General features: G+C 69.6%; 17 protein-coding genes and 1 pseudogene. 9 read left to right on the top strand and 9 right to left on the bottom strand.

Going from position 1 to position 24,267, the window contains the following annotated elements; genetic code table 11:
• From ASC81_RS27950 to ASC81_RS18850, 5 genes and pseudogenes are all read right to left on the bottom strand, one after another.
• Window positions 1–623, bottom strand: a pseudogene (locus tag ASC81_RS27950) (HAMP domain-containing protein); the annotation flags it as partial.
• Window position 624: 1 nt separating this feature from the next.
• Window positions 625–3,633, bottom strand: a 3,009-nt coding sequence (locus tag ASC81_RS27945; RefSeq protein ID WP_162245944.1) for a HAMP domain-containing protein, incomplete at its 3' end; no start/stop codon positions are given.
• Between the two features lie 172 nt (window positions 3,634–3,805).
• On the bottom strand, window positions 3,806–7,141 hold the full coding sequence (locus tag ASC81_RS18860) for a S41 family peptidase (RefSeq protein WP_056270456.1): 3,336 nt from the start codon (window positions 7,139–7,141) through the stop codon (window positions 3,806–3,808).
• Between the two features lie 64 nt (window positions 7,142–7,205).
• Window positions 7,206–7,406 carry a YbdD/YjiX family protein gene (locus ASC81_RS18855; protein WP_056270453.1) on the bottom strand — a complete coding sequence of 67 codons (201 nt, stop codon included), beginning with the start codon at window positions 7,404–7,406 and terminating at the stop codon, window positions 7,206–7,208.
• Window positions 7,399–9,462 carry a carbon starvation CstA family protein gene (locus ASC81_RS18850; protein WP_056270450.1) on the bottom strand — a complete coding sequence of 688 codons (2,064 nt, stop codon included), beginning with the start codon at window positions 9,460–9,462 and terminating at the stop codon, window positions 7,399–7,401. The genes ASC81_RS18855 and ASC81_RS18850 overlap by 8 nt, the downstream gene beginning before the upstream one ends.
• Before the next feature lie 241 nt (window positions 9,463–9,703).
• On the opposite strand from ASC81_RS18850, the gene ASC81_RS18845 reads away from it, so the two are divergent.
• Complete coding sequence (locus ASC81_RS18845; protein ID WP_056270447.1) at window positions 9,704–10,057, top strand: hypothetical protein; 354 nt, start codon at window positions 9,704–9,706, stop codon at window positions 10,055–10,057.
• 26 nt (window positions 10,058–10,083) lie between these two features.
• On the opposite strand, the gene ASC81_RS18840 is transcribed toward ASC81_RS18845, so the two are convergent.
• Genes ASC81_RS18840 through ASC81_RS18830 form a run of 3 tightly spaced genes read right to left on the bottom strand, consistent with a single transcriptional unit; the run spans window position 10,084 to window position 12,703 of the window.
• The gene (locus ASC81_RS18840) at window positions 10,084–10,710 is read right to left on the bottom strand and encodes a response regulator transcription factor (protein ID WP_056270444.1); all 627 of its coding nucleotides are present in this window, start codon (window positions 10,708–10,710) and stop codon (window positions 10,084–10,086) included.
• Complete coding sequence (locus ASC81_RS18835) at window positions 10,707–12,053, bottom strand: cache domain-containing protein (protein WP_082536644.1); 1,347 nt, start codon at window positions 12,051–12,053, stop codon at window positions 10,707–10,709. Before ASC81_RS18835 ends, ASC81_RS18840 begins: the two co-directional genes overlap by 4 nt.
• Window positions 12,054–12,055: 2 nt before the next feature.
• Window positions 12,056–12,703: a DedA family protein gene (locus tag ASC81_RS18830; RefSeq protein ID WP_056270440.1), complete on the bottom strand. Its 648-nt coding sequence runs from the start codon at window positions 12,701–12,703 to the stop codon at window positions 12,056–12,058.
• Window positions 12,704–12,760: 57 nt separating this feature from the next.
• Here ASC81_RS18830 and mutL point away from each other — a divergent pair, with 57 nt between their 5' ends.
• From mutL to ASC81_RS18790, 8 genes are all read left to right on the top strand, one after another.
• On the top strand, window positions 12,761–14,593 hold the full coding sequence (gene mutL / locus ASC81_RS18825; RefSeq protein WP_056270438.1) for a DNA mismatch repair endonuclease MutL: 1,833 nt from the start codon (window positions 12,761–12,763) through the stop codon (window positions 14,591–14,593).
• 1 nt (window position 14,594) lies between these two features.
• Window positions 14,595–15,920, top strand: coding sequence for a pseudouridine synthase (locus tag ASC81_RS18820; protein WP_056270435.1), 1,326 nt, complete (start codon window positions 14,595–14,597; stop codon window positions 15,918–15,920).
• Entirely contained in the window at window positions 15,905–16,834 is a 930-nt protein-coding gene (miaA, locus tag ASC81_RS18815) for a tRNA (adenosine(37)-N6)-dimethylallyltransferase MiaA (RefSeq protein ID WP_056270432.1), read from the top strand. Before ASC81_RS18820 ends, miaA begins: the two co-directional genes overlap by 16 nt.
• Window positions 16,835–16,906: 72 nt before the next feature.
• Complete coding sequence (locus ASC81_RS18810) at window positions 16,907–17,791, top strand: SPFH domain-containing protein (protein WP_056270429.1); 885 nt, start codon at window positions 16,907–16,909, stop codon at window positions 17,789–17,791.
• A gap of 12 nt (window positions 17,792–17,803) precedes the next feature.
• Window positions 17,804–18,013: a hypothetical protein gene (locus ASC81_RS18805; RefSeq protein WP_056270427.1), complete on the top strand. Its 210-nt coding sequence runs from the start codon at window positions 17,804–17,806 to the stop codon at window positions 18,011–18,013.
• Window positions 18,010–18,663: an ABC transporter ATP-binding protein gene (locus tag ASC81_RS18800; protein WP_056270424.1), complete on the top strand. Its 654-nt coding sequence runs from the start codon at window positions 18,010–18,012 to the stop codon at window positions 18,661–18,663. Before ASC81_RS18805 ends, ASC81_RS18800 begins: the two co-directional genes overlap by 4 nt.
• An 817-nt stretch (window positions 18,664–19,480) precedes the next feature.
• A complete protein-coding gene (locus tag ASC81_RS18795) occupies window positions 19,481–22,024 on the top strand; it encodes an ABC transporter permease (protein WP_056270422.1) in 2,544 nt (847 codons plus the stop codon).
• A complete protein-coding gene (locus ASC81_RS18790) occupies window positions 22,021–23,067 on the top strand; it encodes a lipocalin-like domain-containing protein (RefSeq protein ID WP_056270420.1) in 1,047 nt (348 codons plus the stop codon). The genes ASC81_RS18795 and ASC81_RS18790 overlap by 4 nt, the downstream gene beginning before the upstream one ends.
• A gap of 14 nt (window positions 23,068–23,081) precedes the next feature.
• Here the strand turns inward: ASC81_RS18790 and ASC81_RS18785 are convergent, their stop codons facing one another.
• Window positions 23,082–24,209 carry a lactonase family protein gene (locus ASC81_RS18785; protein WP_056270417.1) on the bottom strand — a complete coding sequence of 376 codons (1,128 nt, stop codon included), beginning with the start codon at window positions 24,207–24,209 and terminating at the stop codon, window positions 23,082–23,084.
• Between the last annotated feature and the right edge of the window lie 58 nt (window positions 24,210–24,267).

Genomic DNA, 24,267 nt, shown 5'->3' with positions numbered 1-24,267 from the left:
AGCTGCAGGATCTCGCCGCGCACGTCGACGGTGATCTTCTTGGACAGGTCGCCGTTGGCCACCGCGATGGTCACGTCGGCGATGTTGCGCACCTGGCCCGTCAGGTTGGACGCCATTGAATTGACGTTGTCGGTCAGGTCCTTCCAAGTGCCGGCAACACCTGGCACCTGGGCCTGGCCGCCGAGCTTGCCTTCGGTGCCGACTTCGCGCGCCACGCGGCTGACTTCGGAAGCGAAGGCGCCGAGCTGCTCGACCATGGTGTTCATGGTCTGCTTGAGCTCCAGGATCTCGCCCTTCACGTCGACGGTGATCTTGCGGCTGAGGTCGCCGCGCGCGATGGCCGTGGCCACGTCGGCGATGTTGCGCACCTGTCCGGTCAGGTTGGACGCCATCGAGTTGACGTTGTCGGTCAGGTCCTTCCACACACCGGCCACGCCCGGCACGGCCGCCTGGCCGCCCAGCTTGCCTTCGGTGCCCACCTCGCGCGCGACCCGCGTCACCTCGGACGCGAAGGAGCGCAGCTGGTCCACCATGGTGTTGATGGTTTCCTTGAGCTGCAGGATCTCGCCGCGCACGTCGACGGTGATCTTCTTGGACAGGTCGCCGTTGGCCACCGCGATGGTNGTCCACCATGGTGTTGATGGTTTCCTTGAGCTGCAGGATCTCGCCGCGCACGTCGACGGTGATCTTCTTGGACAGGTCGCCGTTGGCCACCGCGATGGTCACGTCGGCGATGTTGCGCACCTGGCCGGTCAGGTTGGACGCCATCGAATTGACGTTGTCGGTCAAGTCTTTCCAGGTGCCGGCAACGCCGGGCACCTGGGCCTGGCCGCCGAGCTTGCCCTCGGTGCCGACCTCTCGCGCCACCCGGGTCACTTCACCGGCGAAGGCATTGAGCTGGTCGACCATGGTGTTGATGGTGTCCTTCAGCTCCAGAATTTCGCCGCGCACGTCCACGGTGATCTTCTTGGACAGGTCACCGTTGGCCACCGCCGTCGTCACCTCGGCGATGTTGCGCACCTGACCTGTCAGGTTGGTCGCCATCGCATTGACCGAATCGGTCAGGTCCTTCCAGGTGCCGGCCACGCCGGGCACGACGGCCTGGCCGCCGAGCTTGCCGTCGGTGCCGACCTCGCGGGCCACGCGCGTCACCTCCGACGCGAAGCCGTTGAGCTGGTCGACCATGGTGTTGAGCGTGTTCTTCAGCGCCAGGATCTCGCCCTTGACCTCCACGGTGATCTTGGATGACAGGTCGCCCCGTGCGATGGCCGTGGCCACGTCGGCAATGTTGCGCACCTGGCCGGTCAGGTTGGACGCCATGAAGTTGACGTTGTCGGTCAGGTCCTTCCAGACGCCGGCAACACCGGGCACCGCGGCCTGGCCGCCAAGCTTGCCCTCGGTGCCCACCTCGCGCGCCACGCGGCTCACCTCGGACGCGAAGCCGTTGAGCTGGTCCACCATGGTGTTCAGCGTGTTCTTCAGCTCCAGGATTTCGCCCTTGGCGTCGGCGGTGATCTTCTTGGAGAGGTCGCCATTGGCCACGGCCGTGGCCACGTCGGCGATGTTGCGCACCTGGCCGGTCAGGTTGGACGCCATCGAGTTGACGTTGTCGGTCAGGTCCTTCCAGGTGCCGGCAACACCGGGCACCTGCGCCTGGCCGCCCAGCTTGCCGTCCGTGCCCACCTCGCGCGCCACGCGGCTGACCTCGCCGGCAAAGCCGTTGAGCTGGTCGACCATGGTGTTGATGGTGTTCTTCAGCTCCAGGATTTCACCGCGCACGTCCACGGTGATCTTCTTGGACAGGTCGCCATTGGCCACGGCCGTCGTCACGTCGGCGATGTTGCGCACCTGGGCCGTCAGGTTGGTCGCCATCGCGTTGACGGAGTCGGTCAGGTCCTTCCAGATGCCGGCCACGCCGCGGCCCTGGGCCTGGCCGCCGAGCTTGCCGTCGGTGCCGACCTCACGCGCCACCCGCGTCACTTCCGACGCGAAGCCGCCGAGCTGGTCGACCATGGTGTTGATGGTGTTCTTCAGCTCCAGGATTTCGCCGCGCACGTCCACGGTGATCTTCTTGGACAGGTCGCCGTTGGCCACGGCCGTCGTCACTTCGGCGATGTTGCGCACCTGGCCCGTCAGGTTGGACGCCATGAAGTTGACGTTGTCGGTCAGGTCCTTCCACGTGCCGGCAACACCTGGCACCTGGGCCTGGCCGCCCAGCTTGCCGTCGGTGCCCACCTCGCGCGCCACGCGGCTGACCTCGCCGGCAAAGCCGTTGAGCTGGTCGACCATCGTGTTCATGGTGTTCTTGAGGGCAAGAATCTCGCCCTTAACTTCCACCGTGATCTTTTTGGACAGGTCGCCGTTGGCCACCGCAGTCGCCACGTCGGCGATGTTGCGCACCTGGCCGGTCAGGTTGGACGCCATGGAGTTGACGTTGTCGGTCAGGTCCTTCCAGGTGCCCGACACGCCCTTGACCTGGGCCTGGCCGCCGAGCTTGCCCTCGGTGCCCACTTCGCGCGCCACACGAGTCACTTCGGACGAGAAGCCGTTGAGCTGGTCCACCATCGTGTTGATGGTTTCCTTCAGCTCCAGGATCTCGCCCTTCACGTCCACAGTGATCTTTCGCGACAGGTCGCCACGCGCCACCGCCGTCGTCACGGTGGCGATGTTGCGCACCTGGGCCGTCAGGTTGGTCGCCATCGCGTTGACCGAGTCGGTCAGGTCCTTCCAGGTGCCGGCCACGCCGGGCACCACCGCCTGGCCGCCGAGGCGGCCGTCGGTGCCGACCTCGCGCGCCACGCGAGTCACTTCGGACGCAAACGAGCGCAACTGGTCCACCATGGTGTTGGTGGCTTCCTTGAGCTGAAGGATCTCGCCGCGTACGTCAACGGTGATCTTCTTGGACAGGTCGCCATTGGCCACCGCGATGGTCACGTCGGCGATGTTGCGCACCTGCGCCGTCAGGTTGCCGGCCATCTGGTTGACCGAGTCGGTCAGGTCCTTCCAGACGCCGGACACGCCCTTGACCTGGGCCTGGCCGCCCAGCTTGCCCTCCGTACCCACTTCTCGCGCCACACGAGTCACTTCACTCGTGAAGACCGACAGCTGGTCGATCATGGTGTTGACCAGCCGTGCCGAGCGCAGGAACTCGCCCTTGAGCTCGCGGCCGTCGACCTCCAGCTCCATGGCCTGACCCAGGTCGCCCTTGGCCACGGCGCCGATGGTGCGGGCAATCTCGGCGGTCGGCCGCACCAGGTCGTCCATCAGCGTGTTGATCGACTCGACCTTGATGGCCCAGCCACCCAGCGAGCCGGGCATGGACATGCGGTGCTTGAGCCGCCCTTCCTTGCCCACCGTCGCCGACAGCCGCGCCACCTCGGCGGCGATGCGCGCCTCCTGGGCCGTGATCTGGTTGAACGCCGCTGCGATCTGCCCGTCGACGCCGTCCCAGCTGTTGGGCAGGCGGATGGTGAAGTCGCCATCACGCAGCGCCGACAGGGCCGCCAGGATCTGGCGCGACCGCGCGGCGGCGGGCTCGCCGGCAGACGACGCGGCGTCCGCGGCCGGTCCACCGACGGCGATGCTAGGGGAGATGCGCTTCTTGCGAGATTGGGGCGCGATGGAGACAGTCATGACCCGCCAGATTCAGTCCGAGGTGGAGGCGGATTTTGTGGGGCAACGCGGTCTCTCTTAGCGTTTTAGGGGGTGCGCACGCAAAAAAACGTAGCCCGAATCGGGTACGCCGTTTGCCCTGGGCCGGCTGGGCCGACAGGGGCGGCACCGCCCCTGCCGGCCGTTCAGGTGATCAGCGGCCGAGCGTTGCGGCTGCTGGCGCCGTCCGGCGCTGGATGGGCTTCCAGACCTGCAGCCGCTTGAGCACGTCGGCAATCGCCGCGTCAAGCTGGGTGTCCTCCCCGCGATTGACGGCGGCGGGGTCGAGTTCGACCTCCATGTCCGGCGTGACTCCTTCGTTCTCGATGCGCCACTCACCTTCCGGCGTGTAGAAGCGGAAGAAGGGCACGGTCAGAAAGCCACCGTCGATCAGCGGCGGGTTCACCGAAATGCCGATCAGCCCGCCCCAGGTGCGCTTGCCGATCAGCGGCCCCAAGCCGACGCGCTTAAAGGCATAGGGCATGAAGTCGCCGCCCGAGCCGGCGTCCTGGTCGATCAGCATGGCCTTGGGGCCGTAGATGGCGCCGCCGGGCGTGTCGAAGACCAGGCCGTCGCGGTCCTTCCAACTGCCCAGGTAGGGCCGCGCCAGCAGTTCCGTCACGTAGTTGGCCGCCTGGCCGCCACCGTTCTTGCGGTCATCGACGATCAACGCCTGCTTGTCCACCTGCGCGAAGAACATGCGGTTGAAGTGCTCGTAGCCCTGGCCGCCGGTGTCGGGCATGTATACATAGGCGACCTTGCCGCCGCTCTTCTGCTCGACCTTCCTCCGGTTGTCGTCGATCCAGGCCCAGCGGCGCAGCAGGCTCTCGTTGGCGATGGGCTCGACGACGATGTCGCGGCGACCCTTGCCCGCGGCGTCCTGCGCGATGCTGAGCACCACCTGCTTGCCAACGGTGTTCTCCAGCAATGCGTAGAGGTTGGTCTTGCTGTCCACCTCATGGCCGCCGACCGCCAGGATGAAGTCGCCCTCTTTCACGCGCAGGCCGGCCGCCGACAGCGGCGAGCGCAGGTGCGGGTTGAGCCTGTCGCCGGCGTACAGCCGGGCGATGCGGTAGCGGCCCTGCTCGACCGTGAAGTCGGCGCCCAGCAGCCCGACGGCCACGGGCGTCTCCTGGTGCACGTCGCCGCCGCCCATGCGGTTGTGGCCGACCTGCAGCTCGCCAATCATCTGCACCAGCAGGTCGTTGAGGTCCTCGCGGCGCTGCACATGGGCCAGCTGCGGCAGGTAGCGGTCGTAGACGGCCTGCCAGTCAAGGCCATGCATGCCGGGGTCGTAGAAGAACTCCTTCTGCATCCACCAGGTCTCGTCGAAGATCTGCTTCCACTCCAGGCGCGGATCGACACGGGCACGCAGACCGGCCAGGTCCAGTGCCTTGGCCTCGATCTTCTCGTTGGCGTCGCCAACTTCCAGCTTGCCGGCGGCCAGCGTCAGCAGCAGCTTCTTGCGGTCTTCGCTGAGCGAGAACTCGGCGACGCTCGTGCGCAGCATCTTGGCTTTGCGCTCCTCGAAGTCGAAGCGCCACAGCTCGGCCGTCGCGCGGCGCTCCGCCGTCGGTGCCTCGTTGCTGGCGCCGGGCTGCGGGCGTTGCAGGTAGAACAGCGCCCCGTCGGACGCCACGGCCAGGTTGTCGTAGTTGCGCTCGGCCACCGGCAGCGCCACGACGCGGTCGGCCAAGCCGTCCAGGTCGACCTTGATCGGCTTGACCGGCTCGGGCTTGGCGGGCTTGTCGTCCTTCTTGGCTTCGTCCTTCTTGTCGTCCTTCTTTGCGACGTCTTTCTTGGCGTCCTCGTCCTTCTTCTCCTTGTCGTCCTTCTTGCCGTCCTCGTCCCCCGGCTTGGGCGCAAGCGGCGACTTGCCATCGGCCGCCAGCACCAGCGCGTAGAGGCCGGCGCGGCGCGGGCGCTCCTGGGTGGACAGGTCCAGGCCCACGGCCGCGGGGCCGGTGTTGATCGAGGCGGTGAAGTAGAGGTGCTCGCCCTTGGCCGAGAACGTCGGCGTGCCGGCGTGGGCCAGGCCGTCGGTCACCGCATGGTTGCGGCCGGTGGCCACCTCGTGCAGCCACACGCGGCCGAAGTAGTTGTCACCCGAACTCGTGAAGGCCAGCCAGCGGCTGTCGGGCGAGAAGGCAATGTCGACGGCGCCACGGCGCACATCGGTGGCGATCTTGACGAGCTGGCCACGCTGCGGACTGGCTGCCACGCTCAGGCGGTAGAGGTTGAGGTGGTTGTCCATCAGGACCAGCTGCTTGCCGTCCGGCGACCACTCCGCCAGCGTGAAGTAACCCTCCTTGGGCAGGGCGATGCGCTCCTTGGCGCCCAAGCCGCTCTGGGCCTGCAGAACCAGCTCATGGCGCATGCCGGGCGCGTCAGAGATGTAGGCCACGCGTTGGCCGTCGGCGCTCCAAAGCGCATCCTTCTCGCGCACGCCGGCCGTCTCGGTCAGGTTGCGCACGCTGCCGTCCTTGACCGGCACGGTGAACACCTCGCCACGCGCGCTCACCACCACACGCTTGCCGGTGCTGGACAGTCGCGCCTGCGTCAGCGCCTTGCCAGCGTCCTTCCACTGGGTGCGTGCCTGGTTGGCGATGCTGGACAGGCGGATGTCGAGCACGCGAGGTTCGCCGCCACCCGACTCGATCTGCTTGATGCGCCCGCCCGCCTCATAGACCAGCGTGCTGCCGATGGCGTCCACGCTGCGCACGTCCCACTGCGTTTCACGCGTCAGCTGGCGCAGCGCCTTGGTGGCCGGGTTGAAGGCGAACAGGTTGGCGGCGCCGTCGGCGCGGTCCGAGATGAACACCACTTCACCACCCGCCCACACCGGCGCGGAATCGGTGGCGTTGACGTGAGGGATCTGCTCCCAGGTCTGGCTGGCCATGTCCATGATCCAGACCGGCGGCGTCGAGCCGCCCCGGCTCTGGCGCCAGCCGCTCGCGCCGGCATGGGCCGCGTTGTAGGGCCGGTACGCCAGCCGCTTGCCGTCAGGTGACCATGCGCCCTCGTAGGCCACGGCCTTCATGACCTGCTTCTCGTAGCCGCCGTCCGGGCTGACCTCGTAGAGCTGGTTGCTGCGGTTGTTCAGCACCTCGCGTGGCGACGCGAACAGCACGCGCTTGCCATCCGGGCTCCAGCCGCTGACCACGTCGGCGCTTGGGTGCCAGGTCAGGCGCTTGGGCACGCCGCCGTCCAGGCCGATGACGTAGACATCGGTGTTGCCGTCATAGCTGGCCGAGAAGGCGATGTGCCTGCCGTCCGGCGAGAAGCGCGGCGCGAATTCGCTGGCCGCGTGGCTGGTCAGGCGGCGGGCGTTGCCGCCGGCGCGGTCTGCCAGCCAGAGGTCGCCGGCGTAGACGAAAGCGAGGTGGTCGTGGGAGGCGGCCGGCTGACGCAGCATCAGCGTCGGTTCGGCCGCCAGAGCGAGGCCGGAGGTCATCCAGGCCAGCGCCACAGCGATACGGGACAGGGTCATCGGGATCTCCGACAAGAGTCACAAAACACGCGACTCTAGTGCCCCTGCGCTTATCGACTGAATGTCAGCAGCATTTGCCGACGCGAGCGCTGTAGCGCGCGGCCTGCCTTTCCTTGAAGAACGCCTCGTAGCTCATCGGCGGCCGCTCGGGGTGCGTGGCCTGGTGGTGGGCGAGGTAGGTGCCGTAGTCCGGCACGCCCACCATCAGGCGCAGGCCCTGCGCCAGGTAGCGTCCGGCCTGCACCAGGTCACGGCGTTCAAGCATGCTGGCCCGCCGGCAGCGGCACAAAGTCGGTCTCATGCACCGTCGGGTGGCGGCTGCGGCGCGCAGCCACGATGGCTTTCACGCTGTAGATCAGCACGCTGATGACCACGCCCATGAAGAGCGCGCACAGCGCCGCATCCAGCCGGTCGTTGAAGACGACGCGCTCCATCGCGGCCAGCGACTTGGCCGGCGCCAGCACGGTGCCTTCGGCGATGGCCGCAGCGTACTTGTCGGCGTGGGCCAGGAAGCCGAGCTTGGGGTCGCTGCTGAAGATCTTCAGCCAGCCGGCCGTCATCGTGCACACCAGCAGCCAGGCGGCCGGCGCGGCCGTCACCCAGGCGTAGCGGTCCTTCTTCATCTTGAACAGCACGACGGTGCCGAGCAGAAGCGCGACGGCGGCCAGCATCTGGTTGGCGATGCCGAACAACGGCCACAGCGTGTTGATGCCGCCGAGCGGGTCGACCACGCCCTGGTAGAGGAAATAGCCCCAGGCCGCCACGCACAGGCCGGTGGCGATCAGGTTGGCCACCCAGCTCTCGGTGCGCTTGAGCGACGGCACGAAGCTGCCCAGCAGGTCCTGCAGCATGAAGCGCCCGGCGCGCGTGCCGGCGTCCACGGCGGTCAGGATGAAGAGCGCCTCGAACAGGATGGCGAAGTGGTACCAGAAGGCCATCATGGCCTTGCCACCCACCACCTGGTGCAGGATCTCGGCCATGCCCACGGCCAGCGTCGGCGCGCCGCCGGCACGCGCGAGGATGGTCTTCTCGCCCACATCCGCCGCGGCCTGGGTCAGCTGCTCGGGCGTGATGACAAAGCCCCAGGTGGAGATCGTCTGCGCGACGGATGCCGCATCCTTGCCGACCAACGCCGCCGGGCTGTTCATCGCGAAGTAGACGCCCGGCTCGATGCACGAGGCCGCCACCAGCGCCATCACCGCGACAAAGCTCTCGGCCAGCATGCCGCCGTAGCCGATGTAGCGGGCGTGGGACTCGTTCTCCAGCAACTTCGGGGTCGTGCCCGACGAGATCAGCGCATGGAAGCCCGACACGGCACCGCAAGCGATGGTGATGAAGAGGAAGGGGAACAGGTTGCCCGCCCAGACCGGCCCGCCGCCGGCGGCGAACTGCGTCAGGGCCGGCATCTTCAGCGGCGGCGCGACGATGACGATGCCGATGGCCAGCGCAATGATGGTGCCGATCTTCAGGAAGGTGCTGAGGTAGTCGCGCGGCGCCAGCAGCAGCCACACCGGGATGGACGCCGCCACGAAGCCGTAGCCGACCAGCAGCCACACCAGCGTCGTCGGTTGCAACGTGAAGATGGGTGCCAGCACCGGGTGCTCGCTGACCCACTGGCCGCCGAAGATGGCCGCCATCAGCAGTGCAAAGCCGATGATCGAGACCTCGCCGATGCGGCCCGGGCGCAGGAAGCGCAGGTAGACACCCATGAACAGCGCGACGGGGATCGTCGCCGCCACGGTGAACAGGCCCCACGGCGAATCGGCCAGCGCCTTCACCACGATCAGTGCCAGCACCGCCAGGATGATGATCATGATCATGAAAGCGCCGAACAGCGCGATCAGCCCCGGCACCGTGCCCATCTCCTGCTTGACGAGGTCGCCCAGCGACCGGCCATCACGCCGCGTGGAGATGAACAGCACGATGAAGTCCTGCACCGCGCCGGCAAACACCACGCCCGCCAGGATCCACAGCAGCCCAGGCAGATAACCCATCTGCGCCGCCAGCACCGGGCCCACCAGCGGGCCGGCACCGGCGATCGCCGCGAAGTGGTGGCCGTAGAGCACGTGCTTGTTGGTGGGCACGTAGTCCAGGCCGTCGTTGTGCTTCCAGGCGGGCGTCTGGCGCCGGGGGTCCAGCCCCAGCACCTTGCCCGCGATGAAGAGGCTGTAGTAGCGGTAGGCGATCAGGTAGACGCAGAGCGCGGCGGCCACGATCCACAGCGCACTGATCGTCTCGCCGCGGCTCAGGGCCACGGTAGCGAGGGATGCGGCACCAAGGATCGCAACGCCCGCCCACGGGAGGTGGCGGCGCAGGTTCATGGGTTTGTCTCCGATGCGGCGCGCCTCGACAAGGGCGCATGTCCGTGGCGGCAGTCTCGGCAAACGCGGCGCCCGCGGCATCGGCCAAGCCACTCGGATCACGCACGCGGCAACACCTAAGGGTGAACCCGGAAGCTTTGCCTCATACAGCTTTACGTCCAGCGACGCGACCACCGTCAACTTGAGTGGCCAGGGGGCGTTGTTCAGGCATCGCCAAACACTCGTCACCAGGAGGTTCACCATGCTCCGCACCCTGACCGCCGGCCTCGTCGCCACCACCGCCCTGCTGGGCGCCACGGCCGCCCAAGCCGAAACCCATTGGTCCATCGGCATCAACCTGCCGGCCACCGGCATCGTGGTGGGCAACGCGCCGCGCTATCACGTGCACCAGCCGGCACCCGTCTACTACCGCCCCGCGCCCGTCGTCCGCTATGCACCGCCGCAGGTGGTCTACGAGACGTCCTACCGCGACCGCCGCTGGGACAACCGAGGCTGGGATCGCGACCACCGCGATCACCATGACCGCCACGAGCGCCATGAGCGCCGGGAGAACCGCTGGCACGACCGGCATGACGACCACGGCCCGCGCCGCTGAGGACCGCCCGGCAGAGAGCGTCGCCGCTAGTTCTGCCGGGCGTGCTCCACCGCGTACCGAATCAGCTCCGCCTGCCCCTCCAGGTCGAGCTTGCGCTTGATGCTCTGCCGGTGTGCCTCCACCGTGCGCACCGACAGGTCGAGGTCGCGGGCGATCTGCTTGCTCGATGCGCCCTGCCCCAGCTTGCCCAGGATCTCGCTTTCGCGCGGCGTCAGCACGGGCTTGGGCGCCTGGCCGCGGAACAGCCGGCCCGACACGGCCGCGCTCAGGAAAGTGCCGCCCGCGGCGACGGCGTCGATGGCCGACACGATCTCGGTGGCCGGGGCGTCCTTGAGGACATAGCCGCGAGCGCCGGCCGTCAGCGCGCGCTGCACGTATTCGGGGTTGTCGTACATGCTGAACATCAGCAGCCGCGTGGCGGGCCGGGCGGCCAGCATCTCCGCGGCCAGCGCGATGCCGTTGACGTCCTTCAGACCCACATCCATCAGCACCACGTCGGGCGCCGTGCGGGCGAGCTGGTCCAGGGCGTCGACGCGCCCGCCGGCCTCGCCGACGACTTCGAAGCGGGGCACGGCGGCCAGCCGCGCCACCAGGCCCTCGCGCACCATGGGGTGGTCGTCGACGAGCAGGATGCGGACGGGTGCCGTTGTCATGCCGCGGATAGTTTCACAAGCAGCCGGCAACCCGCCCCGGGCGCCGTCGTCAGGCTCAGCCGCGCGCCCAGCGCCGCGGCGCGCTCGCGCATGCTGCGCAGGCCCAGGCCGCGATCGGCCACCGCCTGGGCGGCCTCGGCGTCGAACCCCTGGCCGTCATCCTGGATCTCGAGCGCCAGCCCGCCATTGCGCTCGAAGCGCAAAGTCACGCTCACCGCCGTCGCATGGGCATGGCGTGCCGCGTTGTTCAGCGCCTCCTGGGCAATGCGGAACAGCGCCGTGTTGACGGCCTCGGACAAACCCGTTTCCTCGCCTTCGATGAGCACCGAGAAATGCGTGCCACCCGCCGCGTCGAACTCACCGGCGAGATGCTGCAGCGCGGCCGGCAGGCCCAGCGTGTCGAGCAGTGCCGGGCGCAGCGCGTGGGACAGGTGGCGCACCTCGGCCAGCGTGCTGTTGAGGCGCTGCAGGGCCAGCGCCTGCAGCCGCTCAGCACCCGCGGGTGCCTGCTGGGCCGACTCGATCAACAGCTTGGTGGCCACCAGCGCCTGGCTGACGCCGTCGTGCAGCTCGCGGGCCAGGCGGGCGCGCTCGTCCTCCTGGCTCTGCACCACCTCGCGGGCCAGGGCGCGCAGCTTGGCCTCGGCGCTGCGGTGCTCGCTGAGGTTGAGCGCCAGCGCGCCGGCGCTGATCAGTGCCACGCCGAAGACGGCCACGGCGCCCACCCACAGCATGGTGGCGGTGATGTTCTGGCGCGCGCCCTGCGCCAGCTCGGCCATCGTTGCCTCGATGCCGTCCAGGTAGAGCCCCGTGCCCAGCATCCAGCCCCATTCCGGCACCGCAACGACATAGCCCAGCTTGGGCGCGAGCAGCTGGCTCGACGGCTTTTGCCACAGGTATTCCACATAACCGCCGCCCGCCTTGGCCTGGTGGATCAGCTGCTGGATGGTGGGGCGGCCCCTGGGATCGCGCAGCTCCCACAGGTTCTGGCCGAGCAGCTCCGGCTGGCGCGAATGCATCAGCACCCGGCCGGCCAGGTCGTAGACGAAGAAGTAGCCGTCGGGGCCGTAGTCCAGTGACGACAGGATGGCCAGCGCCTGCTGCTGGCCGCCGGGGTTGCCCAGCAACGGCTTGACGGTGCTGACGGCGAGGTCGACGTAATGCTTCAGCTCCGTGCGCCGCGCGTCCATGTAGCTGGCGCGCACCAGCGCGTGCTCGCGGGCGGCCAGCGCGCTCTCCTGGTGGCGCACGGCCACGGCGATGAGGGCCAGCGAGGCCAGCAGCGGCAGCAGGGCCAGCAGGAAGAGGCGACCCCGCAGGGACAAGGCCGCCCAGCGCTTCATGCTCAGCCGGGCTGGCGCTTGAACCGGCTCTTCAGGCCGCCGCCGATGACGATGAGGCCGGGGATGAGGATCATGGCCCAGATGATCTTGCTCAGATGGGTCTGCACCCAGGGCAGGTTGCCGAAGAGATAGCCCGCCAGCGTCAGGCCCACCACCCAGATCAGCGCGCCGGCCACGTTGTAGAGCGTGAACTTGGTGCGGCTCATCTCGGCGACGCCCGCCACGAAAGGCGCGAAGGTGCGCACGAACGGCATGAAGCGGGCCAGGATGATGGTGATGCCGCCGTGCTTCTCGTAGAACCCATGGGCGGCGTCGAAGGCGCGCTTGTTGAAAAAGCGCGACTGCTCCCACTGGAAGACCTTCGGGCCAATGTGGCGGCCGATGAGGTAGTTGGTCTGGTCGCCCAGGATGGCCGCGGCGATCAGGACGCCCATGGCCAGCGGCAGGTTCATCAGGCCCGCGCCGCAGAGGGCACCGACGACGAAAAGCAGCGAATCACCCGGCAGGAAGGGCATGACGACCACGCCGGTCTCGACGAAGACGATGGCAAACAGCAGCGCGTAAACCCAGGTGCCGTAGTTCTGGACGAAGGCGGCCAGGTGCTGGTCGACGTGCAGGATGAAATCGATGAGGAAGGTCAGCAGGTCCATGGCGCGGCATTATCCCGGCGGCTTCGTGACGCCTCCGGGGAAACGATAATCCCGGCGATGGATTCCCCCCTGCCCGAGGTCCCCGCTTCCCGCGACATCCGCGAACTGCCCGACGAGTTGATCAGCCAGATCGCCGCCGGCGAGGTCGTCGAGCGGCCGGCTTCGGTGGTGCGCGAGCTGGTGGACAACGCGCTGGATGCCGGTGCGCGCAATGTGCTCGTCAAGCTGATGGCCGGCGGCGTGCGGGGCATCGTCGTCGAGGACGACGGCTGCGGCATCCCCGTCGCGCAGCTGCCGCTGGCCCTGAAGCGCCACGCCACCAGCAAGATCGCGTCGCTCCACGAGCTGGAATCGGTCGCGACGATGGGCTTTCGCGGCGAAGCGCTGGCGGCCATCGCTTCCGTGTCCGAGATGTCCATCGCCAGCCGCACGGCTGACGCCGCACACGCCCACCGGCTGGATGCCCGGAGCGGCGAGCTGTCGGCCGCCGCGCGCTCGCGCGGCACCAGCGTCGAGGTGCGCGAGCTGTTCTTCGCCACGCCGGCGCGCCGCAAATTCCTGAAGACCGATGCCACCGAGGCGGCCCATTGCGTCGAGGCCGTGCGCCGACATGCGCTGGCCCGCCCCGACGTGGGCTTTGCGATCTGGCACGAAGGCAAGCTTGTCGACCAATGGCGGGCGGCCTCCAGCGAGCAGCGCATCAGCGACGTGCTGGGCGCGGATTTCGTCGCCGAGAGCCGGCCGTTCGAGCTCAGCTTCGGCCCGCTGGCGCTGACCGGCCGCGCCGGCCTGCCCGAGGCGTCGCGCTCGCGGGCCGACCAGCAATATGTCTGGGTCAACGGCCGCCATGTGCGCGACAAGCTCATCAGCCACGCCATCCGCTCGGCCTACGAGGATGTGCTGCACGGCCAGCGCCAGCCCAGCTATGTGCTCTTCATCGAGATCGCGCCTGAGCTGGTCGACGTGAACGTGCACCCGACCAAGATCGAGGTGCGCTTCCGCGATGGCCGCGCCATCCACCAGTCGGTGCGCCGTGCCTTCATCGACGCGCTGGCGCAGTCGCGCGCCGATGCCGCCGGGGTCGATTCCGCGATGGCGCCGCTGGCCTTCGAGGCGACGATGCCGGCCACGCTCTACGTCGCCGAGCCGCGCCCCAGCTACCAGCCCTTCAGCCCGCCGGTGCCGCCGACGGCCGAGCAGGTGCGGCTGTCGCTGGTCCAGCACGAAGCGCTGTGGGCGCCCGGCGAGACGCCCACAGCCGCGCCCGCCATCACTGTCGTGCCCAGCTTCAAGCTGCCCGACCAGGACTGGCCGCTGGGCCGGGCCATCGCGCAGATCCAGGGCGTCTACATCCTGGCCGAGAACAAGCAGGGCCTGGTCATCGTCGACATGCATGCGGCGCACGAGCGCGTCGTCTACGAGCGGCTGAAGGCCAAGCTCGGCGCGACGCAGATCGAGAGCCAGCCGCTGCTGATCCCGGTCAGCTTTGCCGCCACGGCCGAGGAAGTCGCCGCGGCCGAGCAGCATGCCGACACGCTCGCCACGCTCGGGCTGGACGTGGCGCCGCTGTCCACCCGCACGCTGGCCGTGCGTTCGCGCCCGGCCCTGCTGGCGGCGACCGACCTCGTCGCGCTGACCCGCGAGCTGCTGGCCGAAATGGCGCAGTTCGACGCCAGCTCGGTGCTGGAGCGCGCCCAGCACGAGATCCTCGCCACCATGGCCTGCCACGGCGCCGTGCGCGCCAACCGGCAATTGACGCTGGACGAAATGAACGCGCTGCTGCGCGACATGGAGGCCACCGAACGCGCCGACCAGTGCAACCACGGCCGCCCCACCTGGCGCCAGCTCGACATGCGCGAGCTGGACGCTCTTTTCCTACGCGGACGCTGACATGGCCACGCTCACACTCAAGAACAAAAAACCCGCCGCCAAGACTCGCAACGCCGATGGCGAAAAGCGCGCCCCCGTGCGCGGCAAGGGTGTCTCCAAACCTCGCCCCTCGCTGGCCAAGGCGCAGGCCGAGCGGGCCGAGCGCGAGGAGCAGTTCCAGAAGGCGCAGGCCCAGCGCAGCGAGCGCCCGGCACGCGACGAGCGCCCTGCCCGGCCGCCCAAGCCCGGCGGCTTCAAGCCCGACCGCCCGCCGCAGCAACGCAGCGAGCCCTTCCGCCGCGACGAGCGCCCCGACCGGCCACGCGATGAGCGCCAGGGCCGCCCCGGTCCCCGGCCCGGCGGCTACAACCCGGACGGCCCGCCGCAACGCGCGCAACGTGGCGAGCCGGTGCGCCGCAACGAGCATCGTGACGAGCGGCCTGCCGACCGCCCGCGCGACGACCGCCCGCCGCGCGTCGACCAGCGCCGCGTGGCCAACCGCGGCCCCAACTTCGAGCCCCCGAGCCGCCCTCAGCAACGCCACAACCCGGCGCGCGAAGTCGCTGCCGAGGACGGCGAGCGCCTGTCCAAGCGCATGGGCGAACTGAAGCTCGCGTCGCGCCGCGAGGCCGACGAATGGATCGCCGCTGGCTGGGTACGCGTCAACGGCAAGGTGGCCGTGCTGGGCCAGCGCGTCGGTCCCGACGTCGAAATCACCATCGACCCCGCCGCCCGCCAGCAGCAGGCCGCGCTCGTCACGGTGCTGCTGCACAAACCCATCGGCTACGTCTCCGGCCAGGCGGAGGACGGCTATGAACCGGCGGCCGTGCTGTTCCAGCCCGAGAACCGCTGGTCGGAAGACGCTTCCGGCATCAAGCCCAACGCCGGCCACCACCGCAACCTGGCGCCCGCCGGCCGGCTCGACATCGACTCCACCGGCCTGCTGGTGCTGACGCAGGACGGCCGCATCGCCCGCGTGCTGATCGGCGACGACTCCGACGTGGAGAAGGAATACCTCGTGCGCGTCGAATACGTCGGCCTGCCCGGGGCCGAGCCGGTGCCTGAAGGCACGCTGCCCAATTCGGCGCTGTCGAACAATAAGCTGGCGCTGCTCAACCACGGCCTGGAACTGGACGGCGAAGCACTCAAGCCCGCCAAGGTCAGCTGGCAGAACGAGCACCAGCTGCGCTTCGTGCTGCGCGAGGGCAAGAAGCGCCAGATCCGCCGCATGTGCGAGCTGGTCGGGCTGAAGGTCGTCGGCCTGAAGCGCGTGCGCATCGGCCGGATTCCGCTCGGCCATCTGCCCGTGGGGCAGTGGCGATACCTGGCGCCATGGGAGAAATTCTGAACACACCGATCTGCCTGGCCGGCCCGACCGGCTGCGGCAAGACGGCGGCAGCGCTGGCCATCGCCGAAGTGCTGCCGGTCGAGATCATCAGCGTCGACTCGGCGCTGGTGTATCGGGGTATGGACATCGGCACGGCCAAGCCCACGGCAGCCGAGCAGGCCGCGGCGCCGCACCATTTGATCGACATCCTCGACCCGCTTGAGAGCTACTCGGCCGCCGAGTTCGTGCGCGATGCCAGGCGGCTTGCCGCCGACATCAGCGCGCGCGGCAAGCTGCCGCTGCTGGTCGGCGGCACGATGCTGTATTTCAAGGCGCTGTTCGATGGCCTGTCGACGCTGCCGCAGGCCGATGCCGAACTGCGCGCGGCCATCGACGCCGAGGCCGCTCAGGTCGGTTGGCCGGCCATGCATGTACAGCTGGCAAGCCTTGACCCCGAGACCGGCGCACGCCTGGCGCCCAACGACAGCCAGCGCATCCAGCGTGCGCTCGAAGTCATCCGCCTGACCGGCCAGCCGCTGAGCGCGCTGCATGCGGCGTCGCGCGACGAAGGCGTGGACTGGCCGCTGTTCTCGCTGGAACCGAACGACCGCGCTTGGCTGCACGAGCGCTTGGCCCAACGCTTTGACGTCATGCTGGCCCAGGGCCTTGTCGATGAGGTCAAGGCGTTGCGCGCCCGTGGCGACCTGAGTCTGGCCTTGCCCTCCATGCGCTGCGTCGGTTACCGCCAGACCTGGGAGGCACTGGACAGCAACGACTTCAACGACCTGCGCGACCGCGGCATCGCTGCGACCCGCCAGCTCGCCAAGCGCCAGATCACCTGGCTGCGCAGCATGCCGCAGCGCCGCGTCATCGCCTGCGACGGCCCGCAGCCCATTGCCGAGCTGCTGGCCGGCCTGCAAAGATTGCTCGGTTGATATTGCTTGCATCTCGTTTCGAGCGCGGCTAAAGTGATATCACTTTGATTCACTTTTGAGACAGGTTCAGCCATGGTCAACCACTCCCCTTCGCGCACCGTCGTGACCGAGACCCCGGCCCGCGCCGGCAATGGCTACCTGATGGCCGTCGTCGGCATCGCCACGGGTGCCATGGGGGTCTTCATCCTGACCCGCGGCTTGCCGCTCTATGGCGTCCCGCTCATGCTGGCGGGTCTGTTCATCATGGCCGGCCTCTACATGCTCAACCCCAACCAGGCCGCCGCGCTGACGCTGTTCGGCGCCTACACCGGCAGCGACCGCGGCGCCGGCCTGCGCTGGGCCAACCCGCTGGCAATCAAGAAGCGCGTCTCCCTGCGCGACCGCAACCTGAACGCGCCAGTGCTCAAGGTCAACGACCAGCGTGGCAACCCCATCGAGATCGCCTGCGTCGTCGTCTGGCGGGTGCGCGACACGGCGCAGGCACTGTTTCAGGTGGATGACTACGAAGGCTATGTGCGCGTACAGGCCGAGGCGGCCATCCGCCACCTGGCCGCCTGCTACGCCTATGACCATGCCGACGAGGTCGACGACGGCGAGGTGACGCTGCGCGGCGGCCAGGACGCCGTGGCGCAAGCGCTGCGCGCCGAGCTGCAGGCCCGCTTCGCCGACGCCGGCGTCGACGTGCTGGACGCCAAGATCAGCCACCTGGCGTACGCGCCGGAGATCGCGCAGGTCATGCTGCGCCGCCAGCAGGCCGAGGCCATCGTCGGCGCCCGGGCCAAGATCGTGCAGGGCGCGGTCGGCATGGTGGAGGCCGCGCTGAAGGGCCTGAGCGAGCGCGAGATCGTCAACCTGGACGACGAGCGCCGCGCGGCCATGGTCAGCAATCTGCTGGTCGTGTTGTGTTCCGACCGCGAAACGCAGCCGGTCGTCAACACCGGCACCCTTTACACCTGAGTACACGGCCACATGGCCAGCCCCGACAAGAAAGCCTTCCCGCTGCGCGTCGACCCCGCGTTGTGGGCGGAAGTCGAGCGCCTTGCTGCGACGGAGCTGCGCAGCGCCAACGCTCAGGCGGAGCTGCTGCTGCGCGAAGCGCTGGCCCGGCGCGGCGTGAAACTTGCCCCACCCAAGGGGCGCGCCTCGGCGGCCCGCACCGACCCGGAGAGTTCCCCATGAGCGTGCTCAGCGCGCGCAGCCTGTGCAAGTCCTATGGCGATGTGGCCGTCTTCAACGGCGTGGACATCGACCTCGCGCCCGGCGAGATCGTTGCGCTGCTTGGCGAGTCGGGCAGCGGCAAGTCGACGTTGCTGAACTGCCTGGCCGGGCTGGACGAGGCCGACGCCGGCAGCATCACGCTGGCCGGCCAGGACTTGCGCGCGCTCGATGACGAGGCCCGCTCGGCGCTGCGCCGGCGCTCGCTGGGTTTTGTCTTCCAGGCTTTCCATCTTCTGCCGCATTTGAGCGTGGCCGACAACGTGGCCCTGCCCTTGCGGCTGCTGGGCCAGCGAGACGATGAACGGGTCGCGCAGATGCTGGCAGCGGTCAACCTCGCCGAATTGGCGGCGCGCATGCCGAGGCAGTTGTCGGGTGGGCAGTTGCAGCGGGTGGCGATTGCGCGGGCGCTGGTGCACCGGCCGCAGCTGGTGCTGGCGGACGAGCCGACCGGCAATCTGGACGCGCGGCATGCGGCGGAGGTGCTGGCGTTGTTGCGGCAATGCACGCATGAGGCGGGGGCGGCGTGCTTGCTGGTGACGCATTCGGAGAGGGCGGCGGAGGCGGCGGATCGGCGGTTGCGCTTGGATGCGACGGGGTTGCGCGGGGCATGACGTCTTCGTTCGGTTGGCTGTGCAAGAGCTGGTATGCGGCAAGGCCCAGCCGGGATTTCGCCCCGGCGGGCGACCTACTTTTTGCGCCGCCAAAAAGTAGGCAAAAAGCTCTCCCCTGCAAAACCGCCCCTGCGGGGTCCCCTGCGATGCTCGAAACCCGAGGCTACTTTTTGCGCCGCCAAAAAGTAGGCAAAAAGCTCTCCCCTGCAAAACCGCCCCTGCGGGGTCCCCTGCGATGCTCGAAACCCGAGGCTCGCGCGGAACTCACTTCGCTACGCTGCGTTCAAACAACCGCGCGAAGTCAGATGTCGAAGCGTGCTTCGCACGCGCCTCGGGTTTCTGCGCTTCTCGGCGGTTTAGAAGGGGAGGCCCCTTTCAACAGCCGAACAGCGAACAGCCAAGCCCGAAAGCCGGCTGGCGCCGGCTGTTCCTTCACACCCCCTTTGAGCCCGCCGAGGAACAGAAGGTCTTGAGGCCGTGCGCGCAGCGCACTTCAAGCTCTGACTTCGCGCAGCTGTCTGAGCGGCGCGTAGNACACCCCCTTTGAGCCCGCCGAGGAACAGAAGGTCTTGAGGCCGTGCGCGCAGCGCACTTCAAGCTCTGACTTCGCGCAGCTGTCTGAGCGGCGCGTAGCGAAGCGAGTTCTGCGCGAGGCCTCAAGACCTGAGTACCGCCGGGAACCCCGCGCAGCGGGGCGGGCGGATCGGGGGCGACTCTTTGCCTACTTTCTGGTCGCTCAGAAAGTAGGTCGCCCGCCGGGGCGACGTCCCGGCTGGGCCTCGCGCGCTAAGCCAACGCAGCGACAAACGCCCACCCCATGACCCTCTGGCCCCACCTCACCTGGCCCGCCTGGCGCGACCAACCCGGCCGTGTGGTGCTGGCCATGGTCGCCGTCATGCTCGGCGTGGCGCTGGCCTTTGGCGTGCATCTGCTCAACGGCGCGGCGCTGACCGAGTTCGCCCGCGCCGCGCGCAGCGTCAACGGCCAGCCGGACCTGGTGCTGCGCGCCCGCACCGGCCCACTGAACGATGCAGACCTCGTCGAGCTGCTGAACCGCCCCGAAGTTGCGGCCGCCAGCCCCGTCGTCGAGGCCATCGCGCTGTGGCCCGGCCAGCCCGGCGGGCGGTCGCGGTCCATCCAGCTGATCGGGCTGGACCCGCTCGCCCTGCTGGCCTCGGCGGCCAGCGGCAAGGCGCTGGCGCCCGAGCTGATGCCCCAGGTCGAGGGCGGCGGCACGGCCGCGCTGCTGGGCGACCGCACCGTGCACTTGAACGCCGCCGCCCGCGCGCAGCTGCCTGCAGGCGCCACCCGGCTGGCCTTGCGCCTGCCCCGGCCCGGTGGCGCTGCGCCGCTGGATGTCGAGCTTGCCATCGGCGGCCGCGTCGCCGCCGGCAGCATGCCGCTGGGCGTGCTGGACATTGCCGATGCCCAACTGCTGTTCGGCCGCCTCGGCGCGCTGGACCGCATCGACCTTCAGCTCAACCCCGGCGTCGACGCCCGCACCTGGGCCGCCGCGCTGCCCGCGCGCTTGGAGGCCGCGCCGCCGCCCGACGAGGGCGCGCGACTGGCCGACCTGACGCGCGCCTACCGCGTCAACCTCGGCCTGCTCGCGCTGATGGCCTTGTTCACCGGCAGCTTCCTGGTCTACGCGGTACTGTCGCTGGCCACGGCGCAGCGCCTGCCGCAATGGGCGCTGGTGGGCGTGCTCGGCGTGTCGGCGCGCATGCGCTGGCGGCTGATCCTGGCCGAGGGGCTGGTGATCGGCGGGGTCGGCACGGCGCTCGGCCTGGCCCTGGGCGTCGGCCTGGCCGCCGGTGCGCTCAGGCTGCTGGGCAGCGACCTCGGCCTGCACGGCGCCCGCGATTCGTCGGCCGATTTGCTGCTGGGCCAGCCGCTGCTGCTGCCCACCCTCGCCTACGCTGCACTGGGCCTGGCCGCGGCGCAGCTGGCCGCGCTGGCGCCGGCGCTGACGGTCAGGCGCATCGCGCCGGCCCTGGTGCTCAAGGGCCTGGGCCTGCCGGCGGGGCGGACCTTGCCGGCCTGGGTCGGCGCCGGCCTGCTGCTGCTCGGCGCCGCGCTGGCCTGGCTGCCGCCCGTCTGGAACGACACGCCGGTGGCCGCCTATCTGTCCATGTTCTGTTTGCTGATGGGCGGCTTGGCGCTGGTGCCGGCCCTCGTGCGCGGCATGACGGCGCTGCTGGCGCGCTGGCCCGCCAGCCCGCTGCTGCTGCTCGCGCGTGAACGCAGCCGCGACCAGGCGACCGAGGCGCGCCGGTCGCTGGCCGGCGTGCTGGTGGCACTCGCGCTGGCGGTGGCGATGACGGTGATGATCGGCAGCTTCCGCGAGTCGCTGATGCGCTGGCTCGACCATGCGCTGCCCGCCGATCTCTATGTGCGCAGCGCGCTGCGCGGGCCCGACGGGCAGGCGGCGCCGCTGTCGCCCGGCCTGCTGCGGGCGCTGCCGCGCCAGCCCGGCATCGACCGCACGGCGCCCCAGCGCACCACGCGCCTGCGCCTGGCGCCGGGCGCCGATGCGGTGGCGCTGACGGCGCGCGACATGGGCAGCGGCAGCCTGCCCCTGATCGAGCGCTGGCAGGGTGACACCGCGCCTGATGCGCTGCCCGTCTGGGTCAACGAGGCCGCGCGCGACCGCGACGGCCTGCGGCCCGGCCATGTCATCACGGCCGAGCTGGTGGACAGCCGGCGCGTCGTGAAGCTGCAGGTCCGCGGCGTGTGGCGCGACTACTCGCGCCAGAGCACCGCGCTGTGGATGGACCTGCCCGACTACCGCCGCGCCAGTGGCGACGAGGCCGTGACCGAGGTGGCGCTGTGGCTGGCGCCCGGCCAGACGCTGGACGCCACCCGCACCGACGTGCGCAAGCTGGCCGGCGACGACGCCGAGATGGCCGCCGCGGGCGAACTGCGCGCGCTGTCGCTGCAGATCTTCGACCGCAGTTTTGCCATCACCCTCTGGCTGCAGGCGGTGGCGCTGGCGGTCGGCCTGTTCGGTGTCATCGCCAGCCAGTCGGCCCAGGCACTGGCGCGCAAGCGCGAGTTCGGGCTGTTGCGTCACCTCGGCCTGTCGCGGCGCCAGCTGATGCGGCTGCTGCTCATCGAGGCCAGCCTGACCGGCGGCGCCGGCGCGCTGGCCGGACTGGCGCTGGGCTTGGGGCTGAGCGTCGTGCTGGTCTATGTCGTCAACCCGCAGAGCTTTCACTGGAGCATGGAGATGCATCTGCCTTATGCGCGTCTGGCCGCCCTGGTGGGCCTGGCGTTCGTGGCCGCCGTCGGCGCATCGCTGCTGGCGGGGCGGCGGGCGCTGGGCCAGGACGCCGTGCGCGCCGTGCGGGAGGACGCATGAAGCGCCGGGCGCTGCTGCTCGCCGCCCTGCCACTGCAGGTGCGCGCCGCACTCAATTTTCCGCATGACTTCGGCGCCCACCCCGGCCAGGCCATCGAGTGGTGGTACCTGACCGGCCTGCTCGGCGACCGCGATGGCGCGCCCGCGCGCTTTGGCTACCAGCTCACCTTCTTTGCCCTGCCCGGCCCCGCCGCGGCCGACCACCCCAGCGGCCTGGCGGCGCGGCAGCTGCTGCTCGGCCATGTGGCCCTGTCCGACCTCGGCGCCGGCAAGCAGCGCCACGGGCAGCGCCTGCTGCGCACCCTGCCGGGCGCCGTGCATGCGCGCGTCGGCGACTGCGACGTCAAGCTGCGTGACTGGACCTTGAAACGCCAGGTCGGTGACGGTAGCGGCGTCTACCGCGCCGATTTCAGCGGCCCGGGCTTCACGCTGGAGCTGGAGCTGGCCACGCCCGACGCGCCGCTGCTGCAGGGCGACGCAGGCATCTCGCGCAAGGGCCCCGACCCCGCCCAGTTCAGCCATTACTACTCGCGCCCGCAGATGCTCACCCAGGCCGCGCTCGTGCTCGACGGCCAGCGCCACAGCCTGGCCGGCCGCGCCTGGCTGGACCATGAATGGAGCAACAGCGTGCTGGGCGACTCGGTCGGCTGGGACTGGCTGGGCATCAACCTGCACGACGGCCGCGCGCTGACGCTCTTCCAGCTGCGCCACAAGAACGGCAGCCGCGCCTGGGCCGGCGGCAGCCTGCGCACGCCCGGCCAGCCCGACCGCAGCTTCTCGCCCGCCGAAGTCCAGATGACCGCCACGCGCTACTGGACCAGCCCGGCCACCGGCACGCGCTGGCCGGTCGCATGGACATTGAAGAGCCCCGCCGGGGAGATGCTGCTCAGCGCGGCCTTCGACGCGCAGGAGATCGATGCCCGCGGCAGCAGCGGCCTCGTCTACTGGGAAGGCGTGGCCCGGCTGTCGGGCCTGGACAAGCGGCCCTTGGGCGCGGGCTATCTGGAGCTGACCGGCTATGCGGGCCGGCCGCCGATGCTGTAGAACAATTGCCGGGTTCAGCGCCGCAAGAAGCGCACGTAGCTGGGCCGGTCCACCGTCACCTCGCTACCGGTCGCCGCCAGCGTGCCGCGCTCGGCATCGATGCGGAAGACCCTGACGTTGTGGCCGTTCTGGTTGGCCGCAATCAGCCAGCGCCCGCCGGGCACGATGCCGAAGCTGCGCGGCGTGCGCCCGCCGGTGGGCGTCGTCTCCACGAAACGCAGCGAGCCGTCCTGCGGGTTGATGCTGAACACCGCGATGCTGTCGTGGCCGCGGTTGGACACATAGAGGAAGCGACCGCTGGGGTGGACCAGGATCTCGGCCGTGCTGTTGCCGTCGGCCCGCGCGTCGGAAGGCAGGCTAGACAGGACCTGAAAGCTCTCCAGCGCGCCGGTGGCGGCGTCCAGGCGGTAGGCGGCCACGCGGGACGTGAGTTCCAGGTTGACGTAGGCCCAGCGCCCGTTGGGGTGGAAGGCCATATGGCGCGGACCGCCGCCGGCCTCGGTTGTGGCGTGGGCGGGCGTATTGGGCGAGAGCCGGCCGCTGGCCGTGTCCAGCCGGTAGATCACCACCTTGTCGATGCCCAGGTCAGGCACATAGGCGCGCTTTTGCGACGGGTCGGGGTAGATGCCGTGAGGGTGCGGCTCCTTCTGACGCTGCGGGTTGACGCTGGCACCCTCGTGCGGGACGGTGGAGGCCGCCGGGCCGATGCTGCCGTCTGCCTGGACGGGATAGGACGCGACGTTGCCGCCGTTGTAGTTGGCCAGCAGCAGCACGCGCCCGCTGGCGTCGATGGCAACGTGGCAGGGGCCGCTGCCGCCCGCGGGCTGGGTGTTGATCAGCACGAGGCTGCCGTCCGGCTGCACGGCGAAGGCGGCGACCTCCTCCTTCCAGGCCCCATCGGCGGCCTTGCCGGCGGCGACCGAGTAGACGAGGGGCTTGCTCGGGTGCATCACCAGGAAGCCGGGGTTGCCGATGGCCGCAGCCAGCCGCGGCGGCGAGAGCGCGCCGCTGGCCTCGTCGAGGGTGGAGACGTAGATGCCTTTGCTCGCTCCGCCGGTGTCGGTACCGAAATAGACCAGGGTCTCCGCCGCGACGGCGGCGGGCAGCAGGGCGGCGATCAGGGCCAGGGAAAGAATTTTCATGAGGCGTAGTTTGTCCGATGACCTCGCAGGCGCCGGCGTGGGACAGGTTCTAATCCCG

Origin of the sequence: Pelomonas sp. Root405, assembly GCF_001425165.1 — a bacterium.
In the GTDB taxonomy this organism is placed as follows: Bacteria; Pseudomonadota; Gammaproteobacteria; order Burkholderiales; family Burkholderiaceae_C; genus Pelomonas.
The sequence above is the reverse complement of the archived record's forward strand: the minus strand, read 5'-3'. Positions and strand labels throughout refer to the sequence as shown.

Excerpts from the sequence above, each read along its gene's own strand:
- ASC81_RS18860 (WP_056270456.1), bottom strand. The coding sequence starts at position 7,141 with ATGACCCTGTCCCGTATCGCTGTGGCGCTGGCCTGGATGACCTCCGGC.
- ASC81_RS18855 (WP_056270453.1), bottom strand. The coding sequence starts at position 7,406 with ATGCTTGAACGCCGTGACCTGGTGCAGGCCGGACGCTACCTGGCGCAG.
- ASC81_RS18850 (WP_056270450.1), bottom strand. The coding sequence starts at position 9,462 with ATGAACCTGCGCCGCCACCTCCCGTGGGCGGGCGTTGCGATCCTTGGT.
- ASC81_RS18845 (WP_056270447.1), top strand. The coding sequence starts at position 9,704 with ATGCTCCGCACCCTGACCGCCGGCCTCGTCGCCACCACCGCCCTGCTG.
- ASC81_RS18840 (WP_056270444.1), bottom strand. The coding sequence starts at position 10,710 with ATGACAACGGCACCCGTCCGCATCCTGCTCGTCGACGACCACCCCATG.
- ASC81_RS18835 (WP_082536644.1), bottom strand. The coding sequence starts at position 12,053 with ATGAAGCGCTGGGCGGCCTTGTCCCTGCGGGGTCGCCTCTTCCTGCTG.
- ASC81_RS18830 (WP_056270440.1), bottom strand. The coding sequence starts at position 12,703 with ATGGACCTGCTGACCTTCCTCATCGATTTCATCCTGCACGTCGACCAG.
- mutL (WP_056270438.1), top strand. The coding sequence starts at position 12,761 with ATGGATTCCCCCCTGCCCGAGGTCCCCGCTTCCCGCGACATCCGCGAA.
- ASC81_RS18820 (WP_056270435.1), top strand. The coding sequence starts at position 14,595 with ATGGCCACGCTCACACTCAAGAACAAAAAACCCGCCGCCAAGACTCGC.
- miaA (WP_056270432.1), top strand. The coding sequence starts at position 15,905 with ATGGGAGAAATTCTGAACACACCGATCTGCCTGGCCGGCCCGACCGGC.
- ASC81_RS18810 (WP_056270429.1), top strand. The coding sequence starts at position 16,907 with ATGGTCAACCACTCCCCTTCGCGCACCGTCGTGACCGAGACCCCGGCC.
- ASC81_RS18805 (WP_056270427.1), top strand. The coding sequence starts at position 17,804 with ATGGCCAGCCCCGACAAGAAAGCCTTCCCGCTGCGCGTCGACCCCGCG.
- ASC81_RS18800 (WP_056270424.1), top strand. The coding sequence starts at position 18,010 with ATGAGCGTGCTCAGCGCGCGCAGCCTGTGCAAGTCCTATGGCGATGTG.
- ASC81_RS18795 (WP_056270422.1), top strand. The coding sequence starts at position 19,481 with ATGACCCTCTGGCCCCACCTCACCTGGCCCGCCTGGCGCGACCAACCC.
- ASC81_RS18790 (WP_056270420.1), top strand. The coding sequence starts at position 22,021 with ATGAAGCGCCGGGCGCTGCTGCTCGCCGCCCTGCCACTGCAGGTGCGC.
- ASC81_RS18785 (WP_056270417.1), bottom strand. The coding sequence starts at position 24,209 with ATGAAAATTCTTTCCCTGGCCCTGATCGCCGCCCTGCTGCCCGCCGCC.